General features: G+C 60.5%; 19 protein-coding genes. 10 read left to right on the plus strand and 9 right to left on the minus strand.

Features of this window, described 5'->3' with window-relative positions; translation table 11 throughout:
- The first annotated feature begins 165 nt into the window (after positions 1-165).
- The gene (locus CGA21_RS04270) at positions 166-4695 is read left to right on the plus strand and encodes a dermonecrotic toxin domain-containing protein (RefSeq protein ID WP_188263600.1); all 4530 of its coding nucleotides are present in this window, start codon (positions 166-168) and stop codon (positions 4693-4695) included.
- A gap of 4 nt (positions 4696-4699) precedes the next feature.
- Here the strand turns inward: CGA21_RS04270 and CGA21_RS04275 are convergent, their stop codons facing one another.
- Positions 4700-6226, minus strand: a complete 1527-nt coding sequence (locus CGA21_RS04275) for a PLP-dependent aminotransferase family protein (RefSeq protein ID WP_188263601.1) — start codon at positions 6224-6226, stop codon at positions 4700-4702.
- 90 nt (positions 6227-6316) lie between these two features.
- Between CGA21_RS04275 and CGA21_RS04280 the strand changes: the two genes are divergently transcribed.
- The 3 genes from CGA21_RS04280 to CGA21_RS04290 are packed head-to-tail and all read left to right on the plus strand — an operon-like array spanning position 6317 to position 8086.
- Entirely contained in the window at positions 6317-6940 is a 624-nt protein-coding gene (locus CGA21_RS04280) for an FMN-binding negative transcriptional regulator (RefSeq protein WP_188263602.1), read from the plus strand.
- Positions 6941-6950: 10 nt separating this feature from the next.
- On the plus strand, positions 6951-7397 hold the full coding sequence (locus CGA21_RS04285; RefSeq protein WP_188263603.1) for a GNAT family N-acetyltransferase: 447 nt from the start codon (positions 6951-6953) through the stop codon (positions 7395-7397).
- 17 nt (positions 7398-7414) lie between these two features.
- Positions 7415-8086, plus strand: a complete 672-nt coding sequence (locus tag CGA21_RS04290) for a GNAT family N-acetyltransferase (RefSeq protein WP_188263604.1) — start codon at positions 7415-7417, stop codon at positions 8084-8086.
- A gap of 48 nt (positions 8087-8134) precedes the next feature.
- Here the strand turns inward: CGA21_RS04290 and CGA21_RS04295 are convergent, their stop codons facing one another.
- On the minus strand, positions 8135-8845 hold the full coding sequence (locus CGA21_RS04295) for a FadR/GntR family transcriptional regulator (RefSeq protein ID WP_110754924.1): 711 nt from the start codon (positions 8843-8845) through the stop codon (positions 8135-8137).
- Between the two features lie 555 nt (positions 8846-9400).
- On the opposite strand from CGA21_RS04295, the gene CGA21_RS04300 reads away from it, so the two are divergent.
- Both CGA21_RS04300 and gudD read left to right on the plus strand, forming a co-directional pair.
- Positions 9401-10765 (plus strand): MFS transporter, encoded by a 1365-nt coding sequence (locus CGA21_RS04300; protein WP_110754925.1) that lies wholly within the window; start codon positions 9401-9403, stop codon positions 10763-10765.
- A 41-nt stretch (positions 10766-10806) separates the two neighbouring features.
- The gene (gudD, locus tag CGA21_RS04305) at positions 10807-12159 is read left to right on the plus strand and encodes a glucarate dehydratase (RefSeq protein ID WP_188263605.1); all 1353 of its coding nucleotides are present in this window, start codon (positions 10807-10809) and stop codon (positions 12157-12159) included.
- A 352-nt stretch (positions 12160-12511) separates the two neighbouring features.
- Here gudD and CGA21_RS04310 read toward each other — a convergent pair whose 3' ends face one another.
- The 5 genes from CGA21_RS04310 to CGA21_RS04330 all read right to left on the minus strand — a co-directional run bounded on the left by CGA21_RS04310 (position 12512) and on the right by CGA21_RS04330 (position 18417).
- Positions 12512-13516 carry a 3-hydroxybutyryl-CoA dehydrogenase gene (locus tag CGA21_RS04310; RefSeq protein WP_188263606.1) on the minus strand — a complete coding sequence of 335 codons (1005 nt, stop codon included), beginning with the start codon at positions 13514-13516 and terminating at the stop codon, positions 12512-12514.
- On the minus strand, positions 13513-14622 hold the full coding sequence (locus tag CGA21_RS04315) for an NAD/NADP-dependent octopine/nopaline dehydrogenase family protein (RefSeq protein WP_188263607.1): 1110 nt from the start codon (positions 14620-14622) through the stop codon (positions 13513-13515). Before CGA21_RS04315 ends, CGA21_RS04310 begins: the two co-directional genes overlap by 4 nt.
- A 95-nt stretch (positions 14623-14717) precedes the next feature.
- Positions 14718-15692, minus strand: coding sequence for an AraC family transcriptional regulator (locus CGA21_RS04320; RefSeq protein ID WP_188263608.1), 975 nt, complete (start codon positions 15690-15692; stop codon positions 14718-14720).
- Positions 15693-15778: 86 nt separating this feature from the next.
- Positions 15779-17134, minus strand: a complete 1356-nt coding sequence (locus CGA21_RS04325; RefSeq protein WP_188263609.1) for a spinster family MFS transporter — start codon at positions 17132-17134, stop codon at positions 15779-15781.
- A 41-nt stretch (positions 17135-17175) separates the two neighbouring features.
- Positions 17176-18417, minus strand: a complete 1242-nt coding sequence (locus tag CGA21_RS04330; RefSeq protein WP_188263610.1) for an OprD family outer membrane porin — start codon at positions 18415-18417, stop codon at positions 17176-17178.
- Positions 18418-18790: 373 nt separating this feature from the next.
- Here CGA21_RS04330 and CGA21_RS04335 point away from each other — a divergent pair, with 373 nt between their 5' ends.
- Together CGA21_RS04335 and CGA21_RS04340 are read left to right on the plus strand one after the other, a co-directional pair.
- Positions 18791-19975, plus strand: coding sequence for a serine hydrolase domain-containing protein (locus tag CGA21_RS04335; RefSeq protein WP_188263611.1), 1185 nt, complete (start codon positions 18791-18793; stop codon positions 19973-19975).
- Between the two features lie 55 nt (positions 19976-20030).
- Entirely contained in the window at positions 20031-20954 is a 924-nt protein-coding gene (locus CGA21_RS04340; protein WP_188263612.1) for a transporter, read from the plus strand.
- A 79-nt stretch (positions 20955-21033) separates the two neighbouring features.
- Here the strand turns inward: CGA21_RS04340 and CGA21_RS04345 are convergent, their stop codons facing one another.
- Positions 21034-22062, minus strand: a complete 1029-nt coding sequence (locus CGA21_RS04345) for an AraC family transcriptional regulator (RefSeq protein WP_188263686.1) — start codon at positions 22060-22062, stop codon at positions 21034-21036.
- A 50-nt stretch (positions 22063-22112) separates the two neighbouring features.
- Entirely contained in the window at positions 22113-23069 is a 957-nt protein-coding gene (locus tag CGA21_RS04350; RefSeq protein ID WP_188263613.1) for a LysR family transcriptional regulator, read from the minus strand.
- Positions 23070-23457: 388 nt separating this feature from the next.
- On the opposite strand from CGA21_RS04350, the gene CGA21_RS04355 reads away from it, so the two are divergent.
- Positions 23458-23787, plus strand: a complete 330-nt coding sequence (locus CGA21_RS04355) for a DUF485 domain-containing protein (protein ID WP_020800907.1) — start codon at positions 23458-23460, stop codon at positions 23785-23787.
- Complete coding sequence (locus tag CGA21_RS04360; protein ID WP_110752494.1) at positions 23784-25433, plus strand: cation acetate symporter; 1650 nt, start codon at positions 23784-23786, stop codon at positions 25431-25433. The genes CGA21_RS04355 and CGA21_RS04360 overlap by 4 nt, the downstream gene beginning before the upstream one ends.
- The last annotated feature ends 128 nt before the right edge of the window (positions 25434-25561 follow it).

Raw genomic sequence — 25561 nt, forward strand, 5'->3', positions numbered from 1 at the left:
GCTAAGGCGAGGCGGCCTGGCAGCCTCGCCATGGGTTTAGATCGTGGCCGGGGGTCTTTTTCCCCCCCACGATAACTATCTACCACCCTCGGGTGTCGACGCCCTATTACCTTCGGCGCAACAAGAGGCTTTCCCCGCCTCGCCCTTGCCCCCAAGGTATCCGCCATGAGCAATAACACTTCACTACCGCAAAATGACTCGACGCCCCTGGTACACACGAGTGATCTGATCAGCCAGACCAGTCATGGCCCGACTCTCGATCAAGTGGCTTCACAGCTACTGCGCCGGGCCTTGAAAGAACTTTATCCGCAACTGGAAATCGACCCGGACGCCGCCGTCGTCGCCTCCCCCCAGTGGCGGGTGGTGGACGACAGCGTAGAGGCGGGGCCGACCCTTTTCGAATCGCTGACCCACGCACTGGTGCGACAGGGCCTGCAGGGTACAAAAGCCAATTTCCTCGAAGGGGAACACTATCTTACCCTCGAGCCGGCCAGTAAAAGCCCGGTTCACCTAGCCGTCAGCATCGAAGAGATTGCAAAGCTGCTCAACGAGTCGGCGTCGATGCTGTTCGTGGCGTTGCAAGGCAGCCAACTCGATTTCTGGAATGCCAGGGGGCACAGGATTGCTCGGTGGCAGGAACTCTCCGACACGTTGCGCCAGGCGCTGAATGTGCAGAAGGTCAAGGGTTGGGACGGCGATGAATGTGCGATGGCGCGAGAGGTCTTCAATGACCCGGACAACACTACCCGGAAAAATACGGACAGCGGGTTTTCCGTCATTCAGGCGTGCCTGATCGATATCGATACGGTCGAGGATGACGCCACGCACCATCTGTTGATCGGTGGCGCCCTGGTACTCAAGGCCACGTACAACAATCGCCCATTGCTGGTGATGTACACCATCGAGCGTGCCTATGAGTCGTTCAGTTCAATGACGCAGTTGGGGGATTCGCTTCCCGCGCGCCTGCAGGAGCAGTTGAAAGGCCGCACCCTGACCTGGCGACTCTACGAACCCCAAGGCAACATTTTCGACCACATGGCCTGGGCACTGGTGTCCTCGCAACTGGACGCCATCCACTCGTTGAATTCCATCGAGGCGCGGCTGAACAATGACGTAGAACCCGAGACCGGGCTCGATCCCGCCGAAAAAGCGCGATTCCTGCAACTGGACGCGGCGATTCCTGATTGGCTGCACAACGCATCGCCCCAGCATATTTCGGACTACAGCCGCTACATCAATGGCCTGGGCATGCTGTATCGCCAACCGCAGGGCAAACTCGCCCGAGCCGAGGTTCCCTCCATCACCGATTTTGCGCAACGCCTGATGCGCGAAGCGATCATTGCCGATCCGCTGGCCGTTGGCGCGACGCACCTGGCGCTGGACGATCTGCGGATCAAGATCACCAACAGCTTTGCCGCTGATAACCTCACGCTCCCCAACCCGCTCGACCAGCGCATTGAAACACTGGCCGAATACGCCATGGAAAATGAAGCGCCCTTCATGGCATCGGTCTTTTTCAAGAGTGGCGCAGCGGTACCGGGCTGGTTGACACCTCAATGGCTCACCCTTGTGGCGGCGCGTGTTGATGTCGGCAAGGCATATCCCTTGCTGATCAAACTCAGGCTTCAGGAAAATCCGCTCAGTTCGCAACGCCAGGAAGATTTCTATCGCAACCAACTGCGATGGCTGTTGCCACTGCAGGCGCTTGAAGCCAGGTACCAGGCGCAAACCGGTGTTGATGAACAGGGTTACCGATACATCTGCGAGCTGCTGGACCCGGACCTTACGAACAAAACCGTCGCCCTCTACCCGCTCACCATGACACCGCAGCATCGCCTGATCAGTACCAGCGACACCGTCGAAAACATGTTCATCATCGGCCCTCGCGCAACACAAGGCGGTCCTTGCCTGCTTTATCGCCCGATGCTCGATGAACCTCTTCTGCAATTCCCCTCCAGGCAAAACCTGTTGTACGCGATGCACCAGGCCGGTGAGCTCAGGGATTCGGTGCTGGCCTGGTTGCCCGACAAAGCCCTGAGTTTTGAGTACGCCCAGTATGTCTTCCCCACGGGGTTACCCTCCCCGTGGCTGGTCGCCGAACAGGTGGTCAATCCACTGCAGCGGGCGGACCGGTTCGGGCGCGTGGTGCTGGAGAGCGACGAGATCACCGGTGACGTTCTATCGGTACTGTTCAAGAGTAACGCGCAGGCACTGGTCGACCTCGCTGACCGGCAGGCGCAATCCAATGCCGAATATCGTTGGCGCGTGTTGAATGACAGCGCCTGGGCGCTGTTGAACGTCGCCTCGAATTTCCTCAGCGGTGCCGTGGGTGCGGCGGTCTGGGTCTGGCAGGCCATCGATCAGATTCAACAGGCACTCGATGCCAGGGATCGGGGTGACGAATTCATCGAATGGACCTCCGTGGCGGACGTGCTGTTGGCGCTTGGAATGATCCTCAGCCATCACGCGGCGATGGCACGCAAGAGGCCGTCGAGCACGCCAGACATCGAACGGCTGCCGTTGGACCGAGCCTCCAGACCCGATGTCAGGCCCGTCACCGTCACCTTCATTCCCGTGGCGCTGGCGCCGGAACATGCGCCGAGCCATTACGCCTCGCTGGACGTCGCCGGTTCGGTGCCCCGGCGCACACCGACAGCGCTGGGTGCCTATCTGGACACATTCAAAGTCGTCGCCCCCGACCTCTCCAGCGAGCAAGTGACCACGGTCAGGCCGGCCCCGCCTCATATCTACCAGCATGACAACAGGAATTACGCCCAGGTCGGTGAGCGGTGGTTCTACGTCAACGTGAGTGGCGAACAACAGATCCAAATTGTCCATCCGGATGCGCCCGCCCGAACCGGACCGCTGCTGCTGGACAGCGGCAAAGGCCAATGGGTGCTCGATCTTCGCCTGCGCTTGCGTGGGGGTGGTGGGAATGCCCTCAGCCGCCTCCAGGCAACCGTTGATTTCGAGCGCCTGGACAAGGCCCTGAAGGCCTTCAAGCACCTGGAACCTGTGAAGGAAGCCGAACTGAAAAAGCGGTATGCCGATGCACAGCAGGCCAGCGCCCAGGACTACGATCGACTGATGGCGGTGTACGTGGAAAAACTGGACACTGCGATCGACGAGTATCGCCAGGCACTGGGACAATTGCGCCAATGGCGTGAACTCGGCGGATCGGAAAACTACCAGCAAGAGTTGCTGCGCATGAGCGGCGCGCTACAGAAAAATCTGTCCTTATGGCTTGTCATCAAACGAGTCGCCTATGGCAAGGCTATCAGTGTCATGACCGATCCCGGGCATGCCGAACCGGTGCCCAGACAGACCTACGTCGAACAGATCCAGCTGGCCACCGACATCGGCCAGGAAATGGAACAAAAGCTGACGCTGTGGAGTTCGACCCTCGAGGGTATGCGCGCCGCGGGAAAAGCGGGTGTTGAAAGTGCGCGGCTATGCAGCAAGGTGGCCCCTTCCTTCTCAGCACTGGATCTGAAGGCCAACGAGATCGGCATGGCGCAGGAGCTGTGCCTGCAGGAACAGGCCAGTCCCCTGATGCAACAGGCGCGTGTCGCGGTAGGCAGATTGGTCGTGAGTGCCGCCAAGGCCGCGATCAAAGTTATCGAACTCACGAAAGCCGGCGAAGCCCCTGCCCGTCTGGAGGGGCGTATCGAAGAACTGAGCAGGCTCATGGAGGTTTTTGCCGACGCCGAACAGCGAATCCGGGAGTTGCCCGACGTTTATCCCGGGTTGGTCAAGCCGCCCCGGCTCAATCACCTGCGCACGCTCATCGATGAATTCGCACAACTGGCACACAATCGCCTCCAGGCCCTGCTCCCGGAACCCGAACCCCTTGCGCGGCCGGGGCCGGTAGATCGCGAACATCCTGGCCCCTCACGGCCAGCGATAAAAGTGCGCAGGACCCGGCCACGGGACCCCGTCAGAAACCAGGCGCAAAGCTCGAGCGAGGAACCGCTGCAGCCCCTCACACCGGCCATTTATCAGCAACCCGCCACGGCGCTGGGTGACCTGGACATCATCGAGGCCGGCACCGAACTCAACCTTGATGCTGAAAAGTTCATGGAGCGCACTCGCAAGGATGCTTTCCTGCCCAGGCGCATTCCGGCCGACATACAGGACCTGTTCGATCAACAGGCTCTGAAGCTGGAACAGAGTGCCAACAGCGTTGATCAGGCCCTGGCCAACATCAGCAAAGCCAAGGGCACCCCGCCTCCCGCCGCCAACCTGGGCCTGGAACTGCGAGAGGCGGCCCGCCGTCTTCGCCAGGAAGGCATCAAGGTACGAGCGAGCCTCTACGGTCGGCGTAAACCGACCCAAAGCATTTTCAAATGGATGCATGAAAACGGCCAAATCGACATCAGCCGCGACCCCCGAGGGCGAATCCGGACCCGGGGCCTGGGCGACTTTTTCCAGGAATACCGGATTGTCGACAAGACCCGCAACCAGCCGCTGTGGGTTGCGCACTTTCACTACGAAACCTTGAAAAGCCCGGCGAACATGCCGACGGCGGCCCATTTGAAAGTGTCGGAGGACTATCTGAAAACGCTGACACCCGAATTGCAGAAGGACTTGAGTACCCTGGAGCCCGTCGATGGCGTGTTCAGAAAAATTGAAGAGCCGCTGCTGCGCAAATTGTTCCTCGACCTGGAGCCTGAAACGGTGACAACGGCAACTTGATGGCTCAGCGACGCCAGACCTTTTCCAGACGCCCCAGTGCTGCGCTGATTGCCGCCTCGGGCACCGCTGCAAAACCCAGGACCAGCCCGGCGCGCAAGTCCGGCGGTGGCGACGAGTCAGGCAACCAGTAGCTGCTCAGGGCGTTGATCTCGATATCGACACTGTAAGCCTGCTCCACCAGTTCGCGCTCACGTGCCTGCGAGTCGACCGCCACCGTCAGATGCAGCCCTGCCACGACACTCGGCAGGTTGCCGACGCCGGGGATGTCCCGAGGCCAACCGGCGAGCAACGTGTTACGCCTACTGAGCGCCGCTCGCCGCATGCGGCGGATGTGCCGCTGAAAATGGCCGGCGGCCATGAACTCCGCCATGACCGCCTGGGTGCTCACTTCGGAATGCCGAACGTCCACCGCGCGCCGTTGCGAGAAGGCCTGGACCAGGCCGGGTGGCAGCACCAGATATCCCAGTCTCAGTGCCGGGAAGGCGACTTTGCCGAACGTGCCGACGTACAACACCCGCCCCTGGCGGTCGAGGGCGGCCAACGGTGCCAGGGGTGCGCCGCTGTAGCGGTACTCGCCATCGTAGTCGTCCTCGACGATCCAGCCCTGGTTGCGTTCGGCCCAGGCCAGCAACTCAAGGCGCCGTGCCAGGCTCATCACCACCCCGGTGGGGTACTGGTGCGACGGCGTGACATACGCCAGCCGGCAGTCGCTGAGCCCGGCCAGTTCGGCACAGTCGATACCCTCGCTGTCCACCGCCACGCCATGCAAATGCGCACCGGCCACGGCGAAGGCATGCCCCGCCGCCCGATACCCCGGATTTTCAATCGCCACGCCATCGCCCGGCTCCACCAGCAGCTGTGCACAGAGGCTGATGCCCTGCTGCGCGCCACTGGTGATCACTATTTGCTCGGCCGTGCACTGCATGCCGCGAGAACTGCGCAAATACGCGGCAATCAGCCCGCGCAGACGCTCGTCGCCCGCCGGATCGCCGTAGCACAGTTGCTGCAAATCCGGCTTACGCCAGAACGCCGCATTCAGCTTGGCCCATACCTCGAAAGGAAACAGATCGAACGCCGGTACCCCCACCCGGAATGCCCGAGGCGGCCCACTGGGCGGCAGGGCCAGATGGTTGTTTTCAACGCGTCCGAGCGCTGCGCTGCGAGTCGCCTTGGCGGATGGAACCACAGGCAGGTCCAGCCAGTTCGTGGATAAGGCGGCAGGTGTTTTTTTACCCGGTGTTTTTGCCGGGAGCGCGGTCTGCGGTAGTTGCGCGACATAGGTTCCGTCCCCTACCCGCCCCTCGATAAACCCTTCGGCAAAGAGCTGATCGTAGGCGCGTACCACGCTGTTGCGGGAAACCCCCAGGGCCGCCGCCAGATCACGGCTGGCCGGCAACCGCGTGCCACTGGCCAGTCGCCCATCGAGCACACGCAGGCGCAAGGCCTGGTAAAGCTGACGGCTCAGGCCCTGACGGCGATCGAGTTCGATACCCGCCGGGTTGAACGACAAGGAAAGCGGCGCATCCGTCATGACAATGGACCTATGAAATTCGTCATTAATGGCTCTTACAACAGACCAATAGACTGCCTAGGATGCAGGCATTCGCCAAGGAGTTTTTCCATGTACACCCCCAGCGGTTTTGCCATCAAAGATCTGGATGAATTGCACCGGCAGATGCTAGACACCCGCCTGGCCATGCTCGTCACCTACGGCGAGCAAGGCCTGCAAGCCAGCCATCTGCCACTGCTGTTGCGCCCGGAGCAAGGTCCCAATGGCACCCTCTACGGCCACTTCGCCAAGGCCAACCCACAGTGGAAAGCACTGCAGGAAGGCGCCGAGGCCCTGGTGATCTTTGCCGGCGCCGACGCTTACGTCAGCCCCGGTTTTTATCCGAGCAAAGCCGAACACGGCAAAGTCGTGCCAACCTGGAACTACGTCGCGGTGCATGCCTACGGCACGGCTGAGGTGTTCACGGACGCCGAGCGCCTGCTCGAGCTGGTCAGCGCCCTGACCGATCGTCACGAGACCGGTCGCGCCCAACCCTGGACCGTTGCCGATGCTCCCACCGACTACATCGACGGCATGCTCAAGGCCATCGTCGGGTTTGCCCTGCCGATCCAGCGCCTGGAAGGCAAGCGCAAGCTCAGCCAGAACCGCAGCGCGGCAGACATCGCCGGCGTGCGCGAGGGGCTCGCCGCCAGCCCCGATGCGCATGATCAGGCCCTCGCCCACTTGATGCGTTAAGGAACTTCACATGAGTCAGATCGACATTCGCCAGGTCAGCGCCGACGATCACGCGGCGTGGCTGCCCTTGTGGCACGCTTACCTGCGCTTCTACAACACCGAACTGCCTGAGGCTGTCACCCAAAGCACCTGGCAACGCCTGCTCGATACCAACGAACCGACTCATTCGGCGTTGGCGTGGATCGATGGCAAGGCAGTCGGCATGGTGAACTTCATCTACCATCGATCGAACTGGAGCATCGAAAACGCCTGCTACCTGCAAGACTTGCTGGTGACGCCCGAAACCCGCGGCACCGGCGTTGGCCGCAAGCTGATCGAATACGTCTACGCCACTGCCAAGGCGCACGGTTGCTGCAAAGTGCATTGGCTGACCCACGAAACCAACGCCACCGCGATCCAGCTCTACGAGCGCATCGCCGAGCGTCCGGGTTTCATCCAGTTTCGCAAAGCCATTTAACGTTCAAGGAGAACAGCATGCCGACTTCACTCGCCGACTGGAAAGGCGTCCCGGCCCCGACAGTCCAACTGATCGAAGGGCGTTTCATCCGCCTGGAAAAACTCGACCCGGCGCGCCACGGCGACGACTTGTTCAATGCCCTGCAAGGCCCGGGTGCCGACCCGAAACTGTGGGACTACCTGCCTTACGGTCCTTTCCCTGCACGCAGCGCCTTCAACGACTGGCTGAACAACCACGCCGCCAACAGCGATCCCTACTTCTTCAGCGTGATCGACCGCGCCAGCGGCGAGGCGCAAGGTATCCTCAGCCTGATGTCGATCGTCCCGGCCCAGGGCCGCATTGAAATCGGCCACGTGACCTTCGGCGCGCCGATGCAACGCTCACCCAAGAGCACCGAGGCCGTCTATCTGCTGGCCAAGGAGTCGTTCGCCCTCGGCTACCGGCGTCTTGAGTGGAAGTGCAACAACGCCAACGCCCGCTCCAGGTACGCGGCCGAGCGCCTGGGGTTCAGTTTCGAAGGGGTGTTCCGCCAGCACATGGTGGTCAAGGGGCAGAACCGCGACACCGCCTGGTATTCGATCATCGATTCGGAGTGGCCGGCGATTGGCGCAGGGTTCGAACGCTGGTTGAGTGATGAGAACCAGACGGATTCGGGGCAGGTGAAAAGCCTGGTGGAGTGCCGGGGATAAGACAGCGGTGAGGGAGTGGAAGCTCCCTTGCCACGGTTTCAGCCCCCTTCAACTACCCGAAAACCGATCCCGACTGTTGGTCAGGTGCAGCACCATCGCTGCTCGAGCCGCATCGGGATCTTGTCGCTTGATCGCGTTGAAAATCGCTTCATGCTCCAGATTCGCCAGCTGCCCCAATTGCGAAAAATCGGCGCCTCCACGCTCGTCGGCCTTCACCTGGGTACGAGGAATCATGGCATTGCCCAGGTGCTGCATGATTTCCGTGAAAAACGTATTGCCGGTCGCCTCGGCAATGATCTGGTGAAAGCGCTTGTCTTGCTCGACGCAACTATCGTTGTTCGCCAGCGAAGCCTGGTAATCACTCAAGGCCTGGCGCATGCGCGCGAGCTGATCGTCGTTTCGGCGCACAGCGGCCAGAGCAACCGCCTGCACCTCCAGGCCCAATCTCAGCTCCAGCATGCTGCGAACACTGGCAACGGTATCCACGTGCAGGCGCAGCCCTGGCTGGGAGGGTTGCTCCAGCACGAATGTGCCGATTCCGTGTCGTGTCTCGACTAGCCCCGAAGCTTGCAGCTTGGAGATAGCCTCCCGGACAACAGTGCGGCTCACGCCATGTTCGAGAACGATGGTGGATTCCGAAGGCAGCTTTTCGCCTGGCTTCAATTGGCCGAGCAAAATGCGCTGGGTCAGTGCTTCGACCACGCCTTGAGCCAGATTATTGGGGCGTCTGCGGACAGGGGTTCCGCTTTCAATTTGCATAGGTTCGAGTCCACGGAATTTTGCTTCACAGAGCTTAACACCCACCGGAGATTCACTGGCGAAATGCGAATGTACCCCCCCTAAGCCATCATAAAAGGCGCATACTTGTATGACAACACACCTATACGGTCCTGTTTAACTCGGGATACCTTCTAGCTCAATGATAGTTCGATCCTATCAGGCTCGGCACGATTTAGCCGTTAAACGCCAACGAACACTGCCTATAATAACCAAAAAAGTCATTTTCTCACGTCGTTATGCACACAAAACACCATTCTCCGCATTGCAGCGCCAAACAACCACTTGTATGATGTCTATCAACTTAACCCGCTCCAGACATCTAAACAAAAACCATCGATGCAGGCGAATCCCATGAATCCTCAAGTACTCAAGTCCCTCCTCTCGCAAGACCTCCCTGCCTTTTCCTTTGACCGACCCCGACGCGCCCCTGATCAAGGCGCTCGGTGCCTGGTAACTCGACAGCAATAACCGGCGGCCAGGCCGCCGCTATCACGCTCAAACCCGCATAAAAATAATCAGTGGGAGATTTGAATTGTGAACAATTCAAGCAACGCATCTGTCGTTCCAGAAAATGATTCGGTTCTCGCGCGCGCCGTGGGCAAAGTGAAGAGACATGTGCTCCCGCTTTTCGTGATCATGTTCATCCTCAACTACATCGACCGGGTCAACATCGGCTTCGTGCGCACGCACATGGAACATGACCTGGGCATTGGCGCTGCCGCCTACGGACTGGGCGCAGGCCTCTTTTTCATTGGCTACGCACTGTTCGAAGTGCCCTCCAACATGCTGCTGCAAAAGGTCGGCGCCCGCATCTGGCTGACCCGCATCATGTTCACCTGGGGCATCGTCGCCACGCTGATGGCGTTCATCCAGAACGAAACCCATTTCTACATCCTGCGCTTCCTGTTGGGCGTGGCCGAAGCAGGCTTCTTCCCTGGCGTGATCTACTACTTCACTCGCTGGCTGCCAGGCGTCGAGCGCGGTAAAGCCATCGCCATTTTCCTCAGCGGCTCAGCCGTTGCCTCACTGATTTCCGGTCCGCTGTCGGGTGCCCTGTTGCAAATCGAAGGCTTTGGCTTTCACGGCTGGCAATGGATGTTCGCCATAGAAGGCCTGGCCTCGGTGTTCCTGGGCTTCTTCGTCTGGTTCTGGCTTGACTCCAAACCCCACGACGCCAAGTGGATGACGCGCCAGGAGCAGGATGCGCTGGTCGGCGCCATCGATCAGGAGCAACGCGAACGTGAAGCCCTGACCAGCGTGAAACCGACCATTGGCAAACTCCTGAAAGATCGACAGATCCTGCTGTTCTGCGCCTTGTACTTCTGCATCCAGCTGACGATCTATGCCGCGACTTTCTGGCTACCCAGCATCATCAAGAAGATGGGTGACCTGAGTGACGTGCAGGTAGGTTTTTTCAACTCGATTCCCTGGCTGATCTCGATCATCGCCATGTACTCCTTTGCGGCGCTGTCGGGCAAGTTCAAATTCCAGCAAGCCTGGGTCGCAACTGCCTTGTTGATTGCAGCTGCCGGCATGTTCCTGTCCACCACCGGCGGGCCGATCTTCGCCTTTGTCGCCATCTGCTTCGCTGCCATCGGCTTCAAGTCCGCGTCCTCATTGTTCTGGCCAATTCCCCAGGGCTACCTGGATGCCCGTATCGCCGCCGCGGTTATCGCGCTGATCAACTCGATCGGCAACCTGGGCGGTTTCGTGGCACCCACGACCTTCGGTTTCCTGGAACAGACCACCGGCTCGATTCAAGGCGGCCTTTACGGCTTGGCCGGCACCTCGGTTCTTGCCGCGATACTGGTGTTTTTTGCCAGGACCTCACCCAAGCCATCACCCGTGCTGACACCACCGAACGCTGCTCCAACGCATGCGACAGTCAAAGCGCACTGACTCCATTGTTCGTTGAACGACCATACTCGTAGGAACTTGCCATGAACGCTGAACATTCTGCCAACGCCACCCAGTCGCCTGTCGTCACCCATTTTCAAGTCGTACCCGTCGCGGGCCACGACAGCATGCTGCTGAACCTGAGCGGCGCCCACGGTCCGTTCTTTACTCGCAACATTGTCATTCTCAAGGACAGCTTTGGTAATACCGGCGTGGGCGAAGTACCAGGTGGGGAACGCATCCGTGAGACCCTCGAAGACGCTCGTAGCCTGGTGATCGGCCAGCCCATCGGCCAATACCAACGCATCCTCAATCAGATGCGCACCACCTTTGCTTCCCGTGATGCGGCCGGTCGCGGCCTGCAAACCTTCGACCTGCGGATCACCATTCACGCAGTGACCGCCATGGAAGCCGCCCTGCTCGATTTGCTGGGCCAATTCCTCGAGGTGCCGGTGGCTGCATTGCTCGGCGAAGGGCAGCAACGCGATGCGGTGAAGATGCTCGGCTACCTGTTCTACATCGGCGACCGCCATGTCACGGACCTGGCTTACCGTAACGAAGCCGACGCAGAAGACGACTGGTTCCGGATTCGTCATGAGAAAGCCATGACCGCCGAAGCCGTGGTGCGCCTGGCAGAAGCAGCCAGCGCAAAATATGGCTTCAACGATTTCAAGCTCAAGGGCGGTGTGTTGAGCGGCGATGAAGAAATCGAAGCAGTCACCGCGCTGGCTGAACGCTTTCCTGACGCACGAATCACCCTTGACCCGAATGGTGCATGGTCGCTTAAAGAAGCCATTCGTTTGTGCCGCGATCAGCATCACGTCCTCGCCTACGCCGAAGACCCGTGCGGTGCAGAAAACGGCTACTCGGGCCGCGAGGTCATGGCCGAATTCCGCCGGGCCACGGGACTGAAGACCGCCACCAACATGATCGCGACCGACTGGCGCGAAATGGGCCACGCCATTCAGTTGCAATCGGTCGACATCCCGCTTGCCGACCCGCACTTCTGGACGATGCAAGGCTCAGTGCGAGTTGCCCAGATGTGCCACGAATGGGGCCTGACCTGGGGCTCGCATTCCAACAATCACTTCGATATCTCCCTGGCCATGTTCACCCAGGTAGCAGCCGCCGCACCGGGGGAAATCACCGCGATCGACACGCACTGGATCTGGCAGGACGGCCAGCGCCTGACCCGGGAACCGCTGAAAATCGAAGGCGGCTACGTCAAGGTTCCGACCCGGCATGGCCTGGGCGTAGAGATCGACATGGACGCGGTGGCCAAGGCCCACGAGCGCTACAAAAGCATGGGGCTCGGCGCGCGGGATGACAGCGTCGCGATGCAGTTCCTGATTCCGGGCTGGCGCTTCAACAACAAGCAACCTTGCCTGGTGCGCTGATCGACAGGTCCACAGCCAGGTGCCCTAACCCTGGGTTGCACCCTGGCGTCGCTTGCGGAACTCGGCGACCTTATGCCGGTTTCCGCACAGCGCCATGCTGCCAATCGCCAGGTAATCAACGATGCCGACACCTGGTTCCCGTACTGCCCGTTGACCGCGCGCTTGAGGTCGTCCTCAGACGGATTCGGGGCAGGCCAAAGCTTGGTGAAGTGTCGTAGTCGAGGGTTTTGTAGGAGCGAGCATGCTCGCGATGGTCGTCAACGATAACGCTGCAAACCTGGCACCCCGCGGCGCTCTCAGATTCTTCGCGAGCATGCTCGCTCCTACAGTAGTGGCGGTTTGCATTTGGCCGTTATTCAGATGGCTGCCCCAACGCGCCATCGAACGCTGGCGTCAGCCCCGACGACGCCAGCTTTTGTACGAAGGCACCCATTCGCTGCTGCTTGTAGGCCTCCACGTCCAGCTCACGGTAATCGTAGAAACCCTGGCCGTCGCGCAGGCCGTTGCGGCCGTTGTGCATGTTGTCGGCAATCACCTGTGGCGACTCGAAGCGCGGCGCCAGCGCGCCACTGAGGTAACGCGAGGCGTAGTAGAGAATGTCGCCGCCACCCCAGTCGATGAACTCGAGCAGTCCCAGTACCGAGAAGCGCAAGCCAAAGCCAATGCGAACGGCGGTGTCGATATCCTCTGCGCTGGCCACGCCCTCTTCCACCATCCGTGCGGCTTCGTTCATCGCCAGTGCCTGGATGCGCGGCACGATATAGCCCGCCACCGGATTGCACACCACCGGCACCTTGCCGATGCGCTTGAGCAGTTGCAGCAGTCGCTCGACCACCTGGGGGCAGGTTGCGGCGCTGCGGCTGACTTCCACCAGCGGCATCAGGTGCGCAGGATTGAGCCAGTGCGCGTTGACGAAGCGCGCTGGCGTGCTGACCATTTCACTCAACTCGGTGACCAGGAACGTCGAGGTAGTGGACGCGATGATCGCCGACGCCGGGACATGTTCGCTGACCCAGGCGAACGTCTGTTGCTTGACCTCGATGACTTCCGGCACGGCTTCGAACACCAACTCGCATTGGCGCAATGCCTCGCAGGCCCGATCCCGGGTTTGCAGGGTCAAGCGCGATAGCGCGATGTCCGCCTGTTCCGGCTGGAGCACGCCGAGGCGAACCAGCATCTGCAGTTCGCCGCGGATGTTATTGCGCACGCGCTCGAAGTAGTCGTCGCGCTCATCCTCGGCGCGCGCCTTGATGTCGATAAGGGTGACCGGCAAGCCCGCATGGATGAAGGCCAGGGCAATGCCCTCGCCCATCCGGCCGGCGCCCACCACGCTGACTTGAGGCCATTCAATGCTCATGATTGAAAACCCTTGGTCAGCAGTTCAGTCATCCGTGCGCGGTCGAGCCCGGCCAGACCGAGGTTTTCCAGGGTGCGGCCTTCGGCGTAGAGATCACGTTCGGCAACGACCGAAGCGATGCTCAGCAGGCCCTGGGCAACCGGGGTCGGCACACCGGCCCAACGGCCGACGGACACCAGGAAGGACAGGCCCAGGCGGGTGTCTTCGAGCATGTAGCGATGGGCCTGCAGGTCGATGTCTTCGCGCCAGTCGCCGCTGTCGGTCAGCTTGCCATGGGCACCGCGACCGTACATCCATTCCTCGCCTTCACTGGTGTTGTAGTGGTCGGCCAGGGGAAAGTGCGGTGCACCGTAGGTCAGTGCTTCACGCACGGCCATGCGCTCGGCGTCCAGCTGGTTGGTCACGCGACGAATCGACGGTTGGGTGCCTTCGTTGTGAATGTCCCAGGCCTCGAAATGCTCCAGGGGACCTGCGTTCATCATGATCAGCGGTGGGTGGATGATGGGGCCTGCGTTCATCAACGCACCGCTCAGGGCGTCTTCGATCGGTTCGACGCTCGGGTAGGCCTCGCGCAATACCCTGAAGGCGTGCTCGGACAGGTTGCTGGGGAACACGCCGGTCGGCAGGCGGGTCGCGTAGCAGCTGATCACCAGGTCGCTGGCGCCATGCTTGCGCACCAGGTACGGCAGTGTGCCGGTTTCGGCGAAGGCGACTTTGCTGTGGTTACCGGCATCGGCCATCGCCTTGGCGAACACGTAGCTACCGAAAGTGCCCGGTGGCAGGAACACCACCTGGCCGTCGCGCAGGTGCGGCGCCACGTGCCGGGCCAGGTCTTCGTGGGAGGTCGACGGCAAAGGGATGATCACCAGTTGCGCGTCGCCCAGGGCTTCGGCCAGGTCGTCGGTGAACGACAGTTTGTCGCCCGGTTTGCCGACGGACAGCTGACGGGTGCCTCGATAGTCCTTGATGGTCAGGCTGCCGATGGCCAGCAACTCTTTGAGCGCTGCCGAATCGCGCCGCCACAAGCGAACCTGATGGCCCTTTTCAGCCATCTCGACAGCAGCGGCGTAGCAGCCATGTCCCCCACCCAGCACGGTAATATTCATCGAGTTGCTCCTCTTGTAAGAGACTCGATGCTATCGGTCTGCACCGCCACGGACTGTCCCGATTGCGCAGCCGACTGACGGATTACGCAGAAGTCTCAATGCCTGTGTCGGCGCAGGGTGTCCGACGGCAGGCAGCCATAGCGTTGCCGATAGGCACTGGAAAAATGCCCGAAGCTGTTGATGCCGTGGCGCAACAGGATATCGGTGACGCTTTCGCAGGTATTGCCCTGCTGCAGCGATTCGTGAATCACCGCCAGGCGACGCTCACGGATGTATTCGACCGGCGCTTGCTGCAGAAACTGTTTGAAGCCGTTCTGCAAGGTGCGGGCCGAGACACCACAGAGCTCGCTCAGGGTCGCCAGGTTGATCGGCTCGCCAAGGTGCGCCTCGATGTAGTCACGGGCTTTCTTCACGTGGTGCGGCAGCGGTGCGCGCGAATCGATCAGCAGATCCGCCGAATAGTTGTGTGGCAGCTGGGTGAGCAACAGCTGCATCAGGTAGTCGGACAAGCCGCTGGCGAGTCGCGACCCGTCCACGCCGCTGCCGTACAGCCGGCAGATGTAGTCCAGGGTGTGATAGAGGCTGACCACACCGGCACCCAGCGGGTCGACGCTGACATCGAAGATCACCGACTGCCGCAGGCTGCGCCCGAGCAGGCGTTGCAGTTGCAGCTGCAGGGCGTCACGGTCGACGCGCAGGATCAGGTTGCGGCACTCGCCATCGGTGACGATACGGCTTTGCGCGAACGGCGAGGAAACGCTCAGGCAGCCCGACTGCATCGCCGCACTGCGCCGGCCGTGGGCCACTTCGCAATGCCCCTGCAAGGTGATGCGAAACAGGTACTGGTCGGCAATGTCGCCGATGTTGATCTCCACCGGCGCGCCATAGCGCAGGTCGAGCAGCGCCGAAGTACCGAAGAATACGCCGTTGAGCCGGGTATGGATCGGCTCGTCACGCAGCACGTTGAAACTGTGCGGACACAGGTAGTGGCTGACTTTGTCCTGGATTTCCCGGTAATCGGCCGAGCTGAACAGGCTATGCCGTTCCAGCAGGTGTACGTCATTCAACATCGGGGATTCTCCTGGCCTGGAAGTGCTTGAGCCCCGCTGCATACAAACGCAGCGGGGCCGAGGCACCGATCATGGACTATGACCAATCAAGCGCGGCTCGGATACTCCCGGGCATAGCTTTCGCGAAAACGCCGGCAACCACGCCAGAGCAACAGCACGGTCAACACCGACGCACCCGCGATCACCAACGACATCGACGAGCCCACCGCTGCCGGCGAACCGAAGTAGCGGTCGGTCAACAGCGCCACCAGCGTAGTGCCCAGGCCCAACCCCAGCAGGTTGCTGATCAGCAGGAACACCGCCGAGACCTGCGCACGCACCTGGTTCGGCGCGAGGATCTGCATCGCTGCCGTGGATGCCGGCATCGGGAACGAGGCGAAGAACATGGCCGGCACCAGCAGGGTCACCGACAGCCATAGCTGATCGGCTTGCGGGAACAGCACGGCCGGCACCGCCATGCCCAGGGCGCCGATGACACCCGTGCGCATCGCCGCGTCCTGATGCCCCTTCTTGGCCAGGTAGTCGGTGAGCCATCCACCGAACAGCACGCCGGCGGTATTGGCCACCAACAGCACGGTGCCGAGCATGTAGCCGGCCTCCATCGGCGACAGGCCGAACTTGCGGATGTACAGCGCCGGACTCCAACTCATCATGCAAAAAAGGGCCATGGCGTAGAACGAAAAGCCCAGGTAATGGCAGGTGAAGGTGGCACGGTGACGACCCAGGAAGCGCAAGCCATCGCTCATCGCGACCTTCTTGGCTCGACCCTGGGCATCGACCTGCAGGCCTTTGCGCGCCGGGTCGCGCACGGTCAGCCAGATCATCAGACCCACCACGATACCGGGCAGGCCGACAATGAAGAACGCCAGTTGCCAGGCCTTCATCGCGCCGAGAAAGGCGACCTCGATGGTGTTCATGTCCTTGAGCAAGGCGATCACATAGCCGCCCACCAGGAAGGCCAGGCCGCCACCGACGAACGAACCGATCGAGTAGATGCCCACGGCGCGGCCGAGTTTCTCCTTGGGGAACATGTCGCTGAACATCGAGTAGGCCGAGGGCGACAGGGCCGCTTCGCCAACGCCGACGCCAATGCGCGCGAGGAACATGTGCAGGAAGTTCTTGCTCAGGCCGCAGGCTGCGGTCGCCAGGCTCCAGAACACCACGCCGACGGCGATGATCTTCGGCCTGCTGAAGCGGTCGGCCAGATAGGCGATGGGCATGCCCATGAAGGCGTAGAACAACGAAAAAGCCAGCCCGTGCAGCAGGCTGAACTGGGTGTCGCTGATCTGCAGGTCGGCCTTGATCGGTTCGATCATCAGCGCCAGGATCTGCCGATCCACAAACGAAAAGATGTAGGCGATCATGCACAGGGCCACCACGTACCACTCGTAAACGTAGGTTTTCTTGCGCTGCAGGACCGGGTTATCGACCTGTATATTCACTAGTGTTTGCTCCTGTTGGAATTGTTATGGAGTCAATGCGCTTACCAGAACTTCCACGTGTAGGTCGTGGCGACACGGAACTCGTTGTAGTCGTAGCCGTACTTCTGTTTCACATCGATGTTACGCAGGTCCAGTCCAAGGCCTTGCAGCGCCCCGCTCTGTACCACGTAATTGAGCCCCAGGTAGCGTTCGCTTTCCTGGTTGTCGCTCAAGTTGCCGCCGCGGTCCCAGTTCGTGCCCTTGATGTAGCGGGTGTAGAACTTCAGCCCTGGCATGCCCATCCCGGCAAAGTCATAGCTGTAGCGCGCCCCCCAGGACTTCTCATCGGGGCGGACAAAACCCAGGGACGACCAGTGCACCAGGTAAGGTTGCGGGATATAGCCGTTCATGGTCGGGAACACGCTGTCACCGAGCATGCGCTGGTAACTGAGGCCGAACATGTGCGCGCCCTTGAGCAAGCTGAACAGGGCACCGTAGGAGCGGTTGTCAATTTCACCGTTCAAGGCACTGCCGTCTTCATTGTTATTGAAGTAGCGCAAGTCGGTTTTAAGTTTGTAGCCATTGCCCAGGTCAGCCATGTGCATCAGGCCGAAATAGTGCTGCTGGTAGATATCGTGCAGGACGCCATAGAAGTAACTGGCTTGCAACGTCTTGCTGATGTCGTAAGTGACGCCGCCGAAATCCAGGCCGTCGCTGTCGAGATTATCGGTGGAGCCAAACTTGTAGAGCTTTTCGTGATTGGAAGACTCCCGTGTCACGGCAGACCAGAAGCGGCCACCGGTTACGGTCAATCCGTCAATTTCCTTGGACTCGACCACGGCGCCTTGATAGATGGTATCCAGTTGTCGACTGGGGTCATCGAACGCCACCGGCAATTGCGGGCGCAGGTCTCCCACCTTCAACTCGGTCTTGCTGTAGCGCATCTTGAAGGTCGCACCGGCGCGACTGTAGTCATTGGCCGTCTGTTGATCGCTCACACTGTACGGCAGCGAACCGTCGTTGCCCGAGGAATCCAGGCGCACGGCGTATTGCGCATCCACATCAAGGCCAATGGCCAAGGCCGTGTCGGTATAGCCGGAGGTAAATTGCGCATCGACACCCTGGGACCAACTGTGCACTTCAGACACTGGAGCGGCGGTGTTGGTGTAGTTGCGGTGCAAGTAAAAGTTACGCGTATCCACCTTGAAATGACTGTCATCGATCACATCGGCATGAGCTGCCAATGGCGAACAGACAACCCCGATCACACTGGCAATACCGAGCCCACGGCAAGATTGCTTCACCTGATATCTCCATTCTTATTGTTATGGGGTAAGCGCAAGGCGAGCTCAATGAAACAGTTCGCTACGACGACACGCCTCCTGTGTGCGCAAGGTAAGCGAGTAGACGCCGCGCCGGTATCAAGATGAACAGCATCCGAAAGGGGGAAATCTCCCGTGCGGCTAAAGGTTTCCCTTAGGCGAGGCGGCTAATTGGATAAATGCCGGATTCCGACACCCTCTGCCGGCAGCCGACAAACGCTCCGGTTTTATTTTCTTAATCTCCCCTGGCCCGACGTTCATCGCTTCACGTCGGCCCAATCAGTCCTGTCACTGCACATCCCGCTCCCGGCGCTAGCCAAGCGCACCAGGGTTGGGTTTAAGGAGAATAAGAATAATGAATCCAGGTTCTACATCAGCATTCGACCAGATACTCGATACCGTCACAGTTGGGCAGCAGCGCGTCCCAGGCGTCGTCGCTGCCGTCACCGGGCGAGACGGTTTGCTCTACGAGGGTGCTTCAGGGCAACGAACGCTCGGTCAAACAGGGGCAATGACGACCGACAGTGTTTTCGCGATGTTTTCCACGACCAAAGCGATAACCGCCACCGCCGTGCTCCAGTTGGTCGAGGAAGGCCGACTGGATCTCGATGCGCCCGCCAGGGACTACCTGCCGATGATCGGCGAACTCAAGGTGCTCGAAGGGTTTGATAGCGACGGCACCCCACGGCTTCGCCCTGCGAAAAATCACATCACCACCCGAATGCTCCTGCTTCATACCGCAGGCCTGGGTTACGAATTCTTCAACGAACACTACAACAGGCTGGTCCAGGAACAACGACAACCCAGCATCATCAGCGGATCGTTGGCTGCCCTGAAAACGCCCTTGCTGTTCGAGCCTGGTGAGCAGTGGGAATACGGTTCCAACATGGACTGGGCCGGTCTGGTGGTCGAGGCCATTACCGGCAAGCGCCTGGGCGAAGTCATGCAACAGCGTATTTTTGAGCCTCTGGGCATGACCGACACGGCCTTCACCATGACCCCGTCAATGCTCCAGCGACGGGCTGGCATGCACCAGCGTGAAGAGGATGGATCGCTGAGCCCGGTCGAAGGCTCCCTCCTCCCGCCCGAACCCGAAGTGCATATGGGAGGCCATGGCTTGTTTTCGACAGTCAAGGATTACTGCCTGTTCATCCGCGCCTGGCTGAACGATGGACAAGGCGATCACGGACGGATCCTGAAGCCGGAGACGATTCGTTTCGCCGAACAAAACGGCCTCGACAACCTGAAGATAAAAGCCCTTCCCTGCGTGATTCCGAGTATTTCCCATACTGCGGAATTCTTCCCCGGCATGCCAAAGTCGTGGGCGTTGAGTTTCATGATCAACGAACAAGACGCTCCCACCGGTCGCCCCGCGGGTTCCTTGGCGTGGGCTGGATTGGCCAATCTCTTCTATTGGATCGATCGCAAGAATGGCATCGGTGGCTTTTGGGCCACCCAGATACTGCCATTCGTAGACCCTGTATCGACCCAGGGTTATCTGGATTTCGAAACGGCGGCCTACCGCAACCTGAGCCGCTGAGCCGGCTCCTGATTCACCCCTCTCTAAAACCTACAAGAACAAAAACAGGTGACTCATGGAGATCTCCACGCGTACCCCTGTGCGCGCTCGTTTCTCAGCTTGCGCATTGGATACTTCAACGATCGGTGCCGCATTGCTGCTGGCCACCCTGGCCGGCAACGCCCAAGCCATCGATGTGGACGCCGGCGAATACGCCGCTGCGCTTCCAGCCGGCAGCAATATCGGCTTGCTCTACCTGCAGCATGCCGAGCGGCGGTCGCTCTACAGTGACGGTCACAAGGTTGCGATCAAAGCGGGACTCGACTCGGATATCGGCATACTGCGCGTCGCCAATTACCAGCAGTTGGGGGACTACACGATCAATACACAGTTCCTGTTGCCCTTCGGTCGCCTGGAAGGAACACGCGACAACGACGCCTTGGGACACACCAGTGGCACGGGTGATCTGATTCTGGCCTCGACCCTGTGGCTCGTGAACGATCCGGCGAAGAACCGCTACTGGGGCATCGCGCCCTACGTGTTCGTGCCGACCGGTAGCTATGACCGCAACGATATACTCAACCTCGGTGAAAACCGTTGGAAGATGACGTTGCAGACCGGTTATGTGACCGGCCTCACTGACAGATTGTCCCTGGACCTCACCGCCGACGTCACGCTGTTCGGCAAGAATGACGATCTCACGAGTCAAGGCCTGACGTTGCGCCAGAAGCCGCTATGGCAAGCCCAGACCTACCTGAGGTACGCCGTGACACCCAAGCTGTCGGTACACGTCGGCGCGTCTCAACTCTGGGGCGGCGAGACGCGCATCGATGGCCAGGACCAGAACGATGAACCCGGTACCAGCAAGTATCGTGTCGGAGGATCCTACTGGATGACCCCGACCTTCCAGGCCCTGCTCAATTACGGCCAGGACGTATCGGTCGACAATGGTTTCAAGGAAGAACAGCGGGTTAACCTACGGCTGCTGTGGGTGTTCTGACCCGCTGCGATTGGCTGGGTTGGTGGGCACCGAGAGTGGCTTTGACGTTACTCTCGGTGCCCTTTTTTTCATCAAGCCGCTAGCGCAACCGGCGCTGCAAGGTTTGTGACGGCAGTTCACTGAAACGCTTGCGATAGAGCCCCGCGAAATCCCCCAGGTTCAGATAACCCCATCGAAAGGCAATGGCAGAAACTGTCGCGCCCGACGCTGGATCTGCCACCAATAAATCGCGGCGCACTCCCTGTAGCCGCTGTTCGCGCAGGAACGCACCGGGCGTCATGCCGCGAAAGCGCGAGAAGGCCCCGCTCAATGCCCGCACGCTGGTCCCGACCGCACTGGCAACCTCTGCCATCGTCGGCAGGCTGGCTGCATTGGCACTCATGAATTCTTCGGCAGCCCTCACGTAGCGGGGCGCAATCCGGTTCTTTGGACTGTTGAAATCAAGTCCGGCTTGTGCGGCGCGGCCAGCCCACTCTCGCAACAGATGAACGCACAGGGCTTGCTGCAGATGAGCCCCCATACGTCCCTCAGTCATGTGTTCGCCAGCTTCGGCAACACAGCGAACCGTGTACTCCAGCAGACTTAGCCAGCTCGAACCAACCCCACCGATGACGCACTTATGCCTCCAGAATCGATCGTCGGGCACGAACCCAAACCACTGCTGCGCCATCTGCTCCAACACTGCATGAGGCAGGGTCAAATTCAGTTGCAGGTGATCCGGATCCAGGTCAACCCGGTATTCGACACGACTGCAATCGGCAATGTAGGACTCACCCACTGCCGTATCTTCAGTGACTGAACGTTGTGTCCAATGCCGGGCATTGCCGCCAATGGTGGTGAGCAGCAAGGCATTCCCCGCCTCAGGCGAAAAATCATCGACGCTCACCGCCACGCCATAGCCAAAACGGGTCAGCGTCAACTCGCCAATCCTGGATGAATGCATGGTGGCGCGAGGCTTGATGGCTTGCCCTTTGGGGGTGACACGATAGGGCATGTATACGCGATCCGACCAGGCGCTGATTTCATCCCACTCGGTTGAAAAAACTTTGTGCTGCTGGCGTATCGGTTTGCCGCTGACATCAGTCAGCAGCGCATGGTCGAGAAGCATGGAGACACCTGTTTTTATTTTTTTCGGTGACCGCAAATCAGTGGTTCAACTCAGGGCGACGGCAAGTACGCCATCACACGGGACTCGCCCATCAGCAGTGGCTGATTGAGTTCCGCGCAGGCACGCAAATAGTCGGCGACCAAAGTGATGCGCTTGAGCTTGCGCAAATCCTCGCTGTAGTACATCCAGAACTGTCGAGTGACCTCGACCTCATGGGGCAACACTTCGCACAAGCGTGGATCGGGACCGGCGAGGAAGCAGGGCAAGATGGCCAGCGCTCGCCCTTCCAGCGCCGCATGGTACTGGGAGACTACGCTGGTGCTGCGCAGGCGGCTGTGCGCGCCGGGCAGCAGGTCGTTCAGGTAGAGCAGCTTGAAGCTGAAGGCCAGGTCCTCGACGTAGGTCACGAACGGGTGACTGGCCAAATCCTCGCTGCTGGTAATCGGTGGATGACTGGCCAGGTACTGCGGTGTCGCGTACAGGCGCAAGCGATAGTCGCACAGGCGCGAGCACACGTAGGGACCCCGTTCAGGACGCTCCAGGGTGATGGCAATGTCCGCCTCGCGCCGTGACAGGTTGACGAAGTGCGGGACCGGCAGGATGTCCACCGAGATGTGCGGATAGTGAATGATGAAATGGCTCATCTGCGTGGTGATGAAGCAGGAGCCGAACGCTTCGGTACAGCCGATGCGCAAGTGCCCGGCGAGCCCCGCGGTGGTTCCCGATACCTGCTCGCACGCTGCCAGCAATGTACTTTCCAATGATTCGGCGTGACTGATCAGGCGCTGCCCCTCGACCGTCATGACGAAACCCGACGCACGGGACTTCTCGAAAAGCAGCGCACCAAGGCTTTGCTCAAGGGCGCGAATGCGCCGCGACACCGTGGTGTAGTCCACCCCCAGGCGACGTGCTGCGCCACTGGCGGTGCGCGCACGGGCGACCTCGAGAAAAAAACGCATATCGTCCCAATTCACTTGGTTTTGCGTTGTGCGATTTTGCATATTCATCAGGCTTTTCTGCCAATTCTTATTGGAAATTAGCCAACATATACTCGCATCCAGCCTGGTTTTACCAGCAGCATTTCGCAAGCGGAAAGGCCCAGAGTTCAATCAGGGCTGACGGCCTGAATGCAGGCTCAAAAGCCTGTTTTCAAGGCGAAAAAAGGCAACTGCGCGGCAGTGCAATCTGTCGCATTCGTACCCACCGCGGGCTCATGCGGCGGGCCCCCTGTTGGCACCCGATTTCGCCATCAACATCCCCTCGCCTCCGGAAGATCGCCAGGGCAGCAACGACTCCAGCAGCATTCAGGTGACGCTCCGTTTCGGAACGTCGCCCGGGTACCCGTACGCCCCTCAAAAGGCCGACAAACAACAATTAAAAAAGCGGAGCCTCACGATGACGACCGACCATCCGAACCATGTCCAGATCTGCGCCCAGGTCAGGGCCAATCCCAACTTCCAACGCCTTACGCGCCAACGCTCGCTGCTGGCCTGGTCCCTGAGCGCCGTGGTCCTGGCGGTTTACTACAGCTTCATCATGGTCGTGGCCTTTGCACCCGCCTGGCTGCACTTGCCAATGTACGACGGCAGTCACCTGAGCCTCGGCATGCCGATTGGCGTGGCGATTATCCTGCTGTCCTGGTTGTTGACCGCCTGGTATGTGCACACCGCCAACACCCGCTTCGACGCGCTCAGCGCGCAGATCCTGCAGGAGACCCGCGCATGAAACCCCTACTCGCCCTGCTCGCCTTCAGCCCCCTGCTGGCCACCGCCGCCCCCCTCACTGCCGAGAAACAACCGCTCAATGTGCATGCCATCGGCATGTTCTTCGTCTTCGTCCTCGCCACTTTGCTGATCACCTGGTGGGCGTCCCGCCGTACGCGTTCCGCTGCCGACTTCTACAGTGCCGGAGGCGGTATCACAGGCTTGCAGAATGGCCTGGCGATCGCCGGGGACTACATGTCTGCCGCCACGTTGCTGGGGCTCTCGAGCCTGGTGTTCACCAAGGGCTATGACGGCTTCATCTACATCATCGGTTTCTTCGTCGGCTGGCCCATCGTCACCTTCCTGATGGCCGAGCGCCTGCGCAACCTGGGCCGCTACACCTTCGCCGACATCGTCTCCCTGCGCCTGGACCAGACTCGCGTGCGCAGCTTCGCCGCCCTCGGCTCGCTGACGGTGGTGTGTTGCTACCTGGTGGTGCAGATGGTCGGTGCCGGCCAACTGATCAAGCTGCTGTTCGGCCTCGACTATCGCACGGCGGTGGTGGTGGTCGGGCTGCTGATGCTGGTCTATGTGATCTTCGGCGGCATGCTGGCGACCACCTGGGTGCAGATCACCAAGGCGGTCCTGCTGCTGGCGGGCGGCACGACCCTGATGTTGATGGCCCTGAGCCGCTTCGGCTTCAGCTTCGAGACACTGTCGGCCCAGGCCGTAGCGGTGCATGCCAGCGGCGTGCAGATCATGGGCCCGGGCACCTTGCTGGCCGATCCGGTCAACGCGGTGTCACTGTCCCTGGGCCTCGTCTTCGGTATCGCCGGCCTGCCGCACATCCTGATGCGCTTCTTCACCGTGCCCAATGCCAAGGAGGCGCGCAAATCGGTGTTGTTTGCCACGGTGTTCATCGGCTTTTTCTTCCTCGTGGTCTGCATCCTGGGCTACACCGCCATCGTCATCGTCGGCACAGACCCGCAGTACTACGTCGACGGTAAGCTCGGCGGTGCCATGATCGGCGGCGGCAACATGGTAGCCATGCACCTGGCCAAAGCGGTGGGCGGCAACCTGTTTCTGGGATTCCTTTCCGCCGTTGCCTTCGCCACCATCCTTGCAGTGGTAGCCGGCCTGGCCCTGGCCGGCGCATCGGCGATCTCCCACGACCTGTATGCCTCGGTATTCAAGAAGGGCAAGGCGGACGAGAAGCAGGAAATGCGCGTGTCGCGCATCGCCACTGTCGGCCTGGGCATTGTCGCAATCTCCCTGGGCATTCTGTTCGAAGGCCAGAACATCGCCTTCCTGGTCGGCCTGACGTTCGGCATCGCCGCCTCGGCAAATTTCCCGGTATTGATCATGGCCATGTACTGGGGTGGCCTGACCACCCGCGGCGCCCTCTACGGCGGCTTGACCGGACTGGTCAGCGCCCTGGCGTTGGTCATCGGTTCGCCGTCGGTGTGGGTCGGTGTACTGGGCCATGCCCAGGCAATCTTCCCCTACGACCAGCCAGCACTGTTCTCCATGCCGCTGGCCTTCCTGGTCATAGTGGTCGTGTCCAGGCTGGACCGCAGCGAGCGTGCCGATCGTGAACGCGCGGCCTATGCCGATCAGTTCGTGCGCGCCCAGACCGGCCTCGGCGCTGCCATGGCCAGCAGTCACTGACGCTGCAGTGTTTGCGGGGCCAATGCCCCGAGCGCGAGTGCGCCCCTTGGCTTCGCGCTTTTTTACGCCCGCCCTGCGCCGCCGGCCAGGGCACCGCCAACCAGCCTTCCCTCCACCGGCCACGGCCA

The organism is Pseudomonas sp. PSB11 (assembly GCF_014596605.1).
In the GTDB taxonomy this organism is placed as follows: Bacteria; Pseudomonadota; Gammaproteobacteria; order Pseudomonadales; family Pseudomonadaceae; genus Aquipseudomonas; species Aquipseudomonas umsongensis.

Coding starts and splice junctions, on each gene's coding strand:
- CGA21_RS04285 (WP_188263603.1), top strand. CDS start 6,951: ATGAGTCAGATCGACATTCGCCAGGTCAGCGCCGACGATCACGCGGCG.
- CGA21_RS04310 (WP_188263606.1), bottom strand. CDS start 13,516: ATGAGCATTGAATGGCCTCAAGTCAGCGTGGTGGGCGCCGGCCGGATG.
- CGA21_RS04275 (WP_188263601.1), bottom strand. CDS start 6,226: ATGACGGATGCGCCGCTTTCCTTGTCGTTCAACCCGGCGGGTATCGAA.
- CGA21_RS04280 (WP_188263602.1), top strand. CDS start 6,317: ATGTACACCCCCAGCGGTTTTGCCATCAAAGATCTGGATGAATTGCAC.
- CGA21_RS04340 (WP_188263612.1), top strand. CDS start 20,031: ATGGAGATCTCCACGCGTACCCCTGTGCGCGCTCGTTTCTCAGCTTGC.
- CGA21_RS04315 (WP_188263607.1), bottom strand. CDS start 14,622: ATGAATATTACCGTGCTGGGTGGGGGACATGGCTGCTACGCCGCTGCT.
- CGA21_RS04335 (WP_188263611.1), top strand. CDS start 18,791: ATGAATCCAGGTTCTACATCAGCATTCGACCAGATACTCGATACCGTC.
- CGA21_RS04320 (WP_188263608.1), bottom strand. CDS start 15,692: ATGTTGAATGACGTACACCTGCTGGAACGGCATAGCCTGTTCAGCTCG.
- CGA21_RS04360 (WP_110752494.1), top strand. CDS start 23,784: ATGAAACCCCTACTCGCCCTGCTCGCCTTCAGCCCCCTGCTGGCCACC.
- CGA21_RS04270 (WP_188263600.1), top strand. CDS start 166: ATGAGCAATAACACTTCACTACCGCAAAATGACTCGACGCCCCTGGTA.
- CGA21_RS04355 (WP_020800907.1), top strand. CDS start 23,458: ATGACGACCGACCATCCGAACCATGTCCAGATCTGCGCCCAGGTCAGG.
- CGA21_RS04350 (WP_188263613.1), bottom strand. CDS start 23,069: ATGAATATGCAAAATCGCACAACGCAAAACCAAGTGAATTGGGACGAT.
- CGA21_RS04295 (WP_110754924.1), bottom strand. CDS start 8,845: ATGCAAATTGAAAGCGGAACCCCTGTCCGCAGACGCCCCAATAATCTG.
- CGA21_RS04290 (WP_188263604.1), top strand. CDS start 7,415: ATGCCGACTTCACTCGCCGACTGGAAAGGCGTCCCGGCCCCGACAGTC.
- gudD (WP_188263605.1), top strand. CDS start 10,807: ATGAACGCTGAACATTCTGCCAACGCCACCCAGTCGCCTGTCGTCACC.
- CGA21_RS04345 (WP_188263686.1), bottom strand. CDS start 22,062: ATGCTTCTCGACCATGCGCTGCTGACTGATGTCAGCGGCAAACCGATA.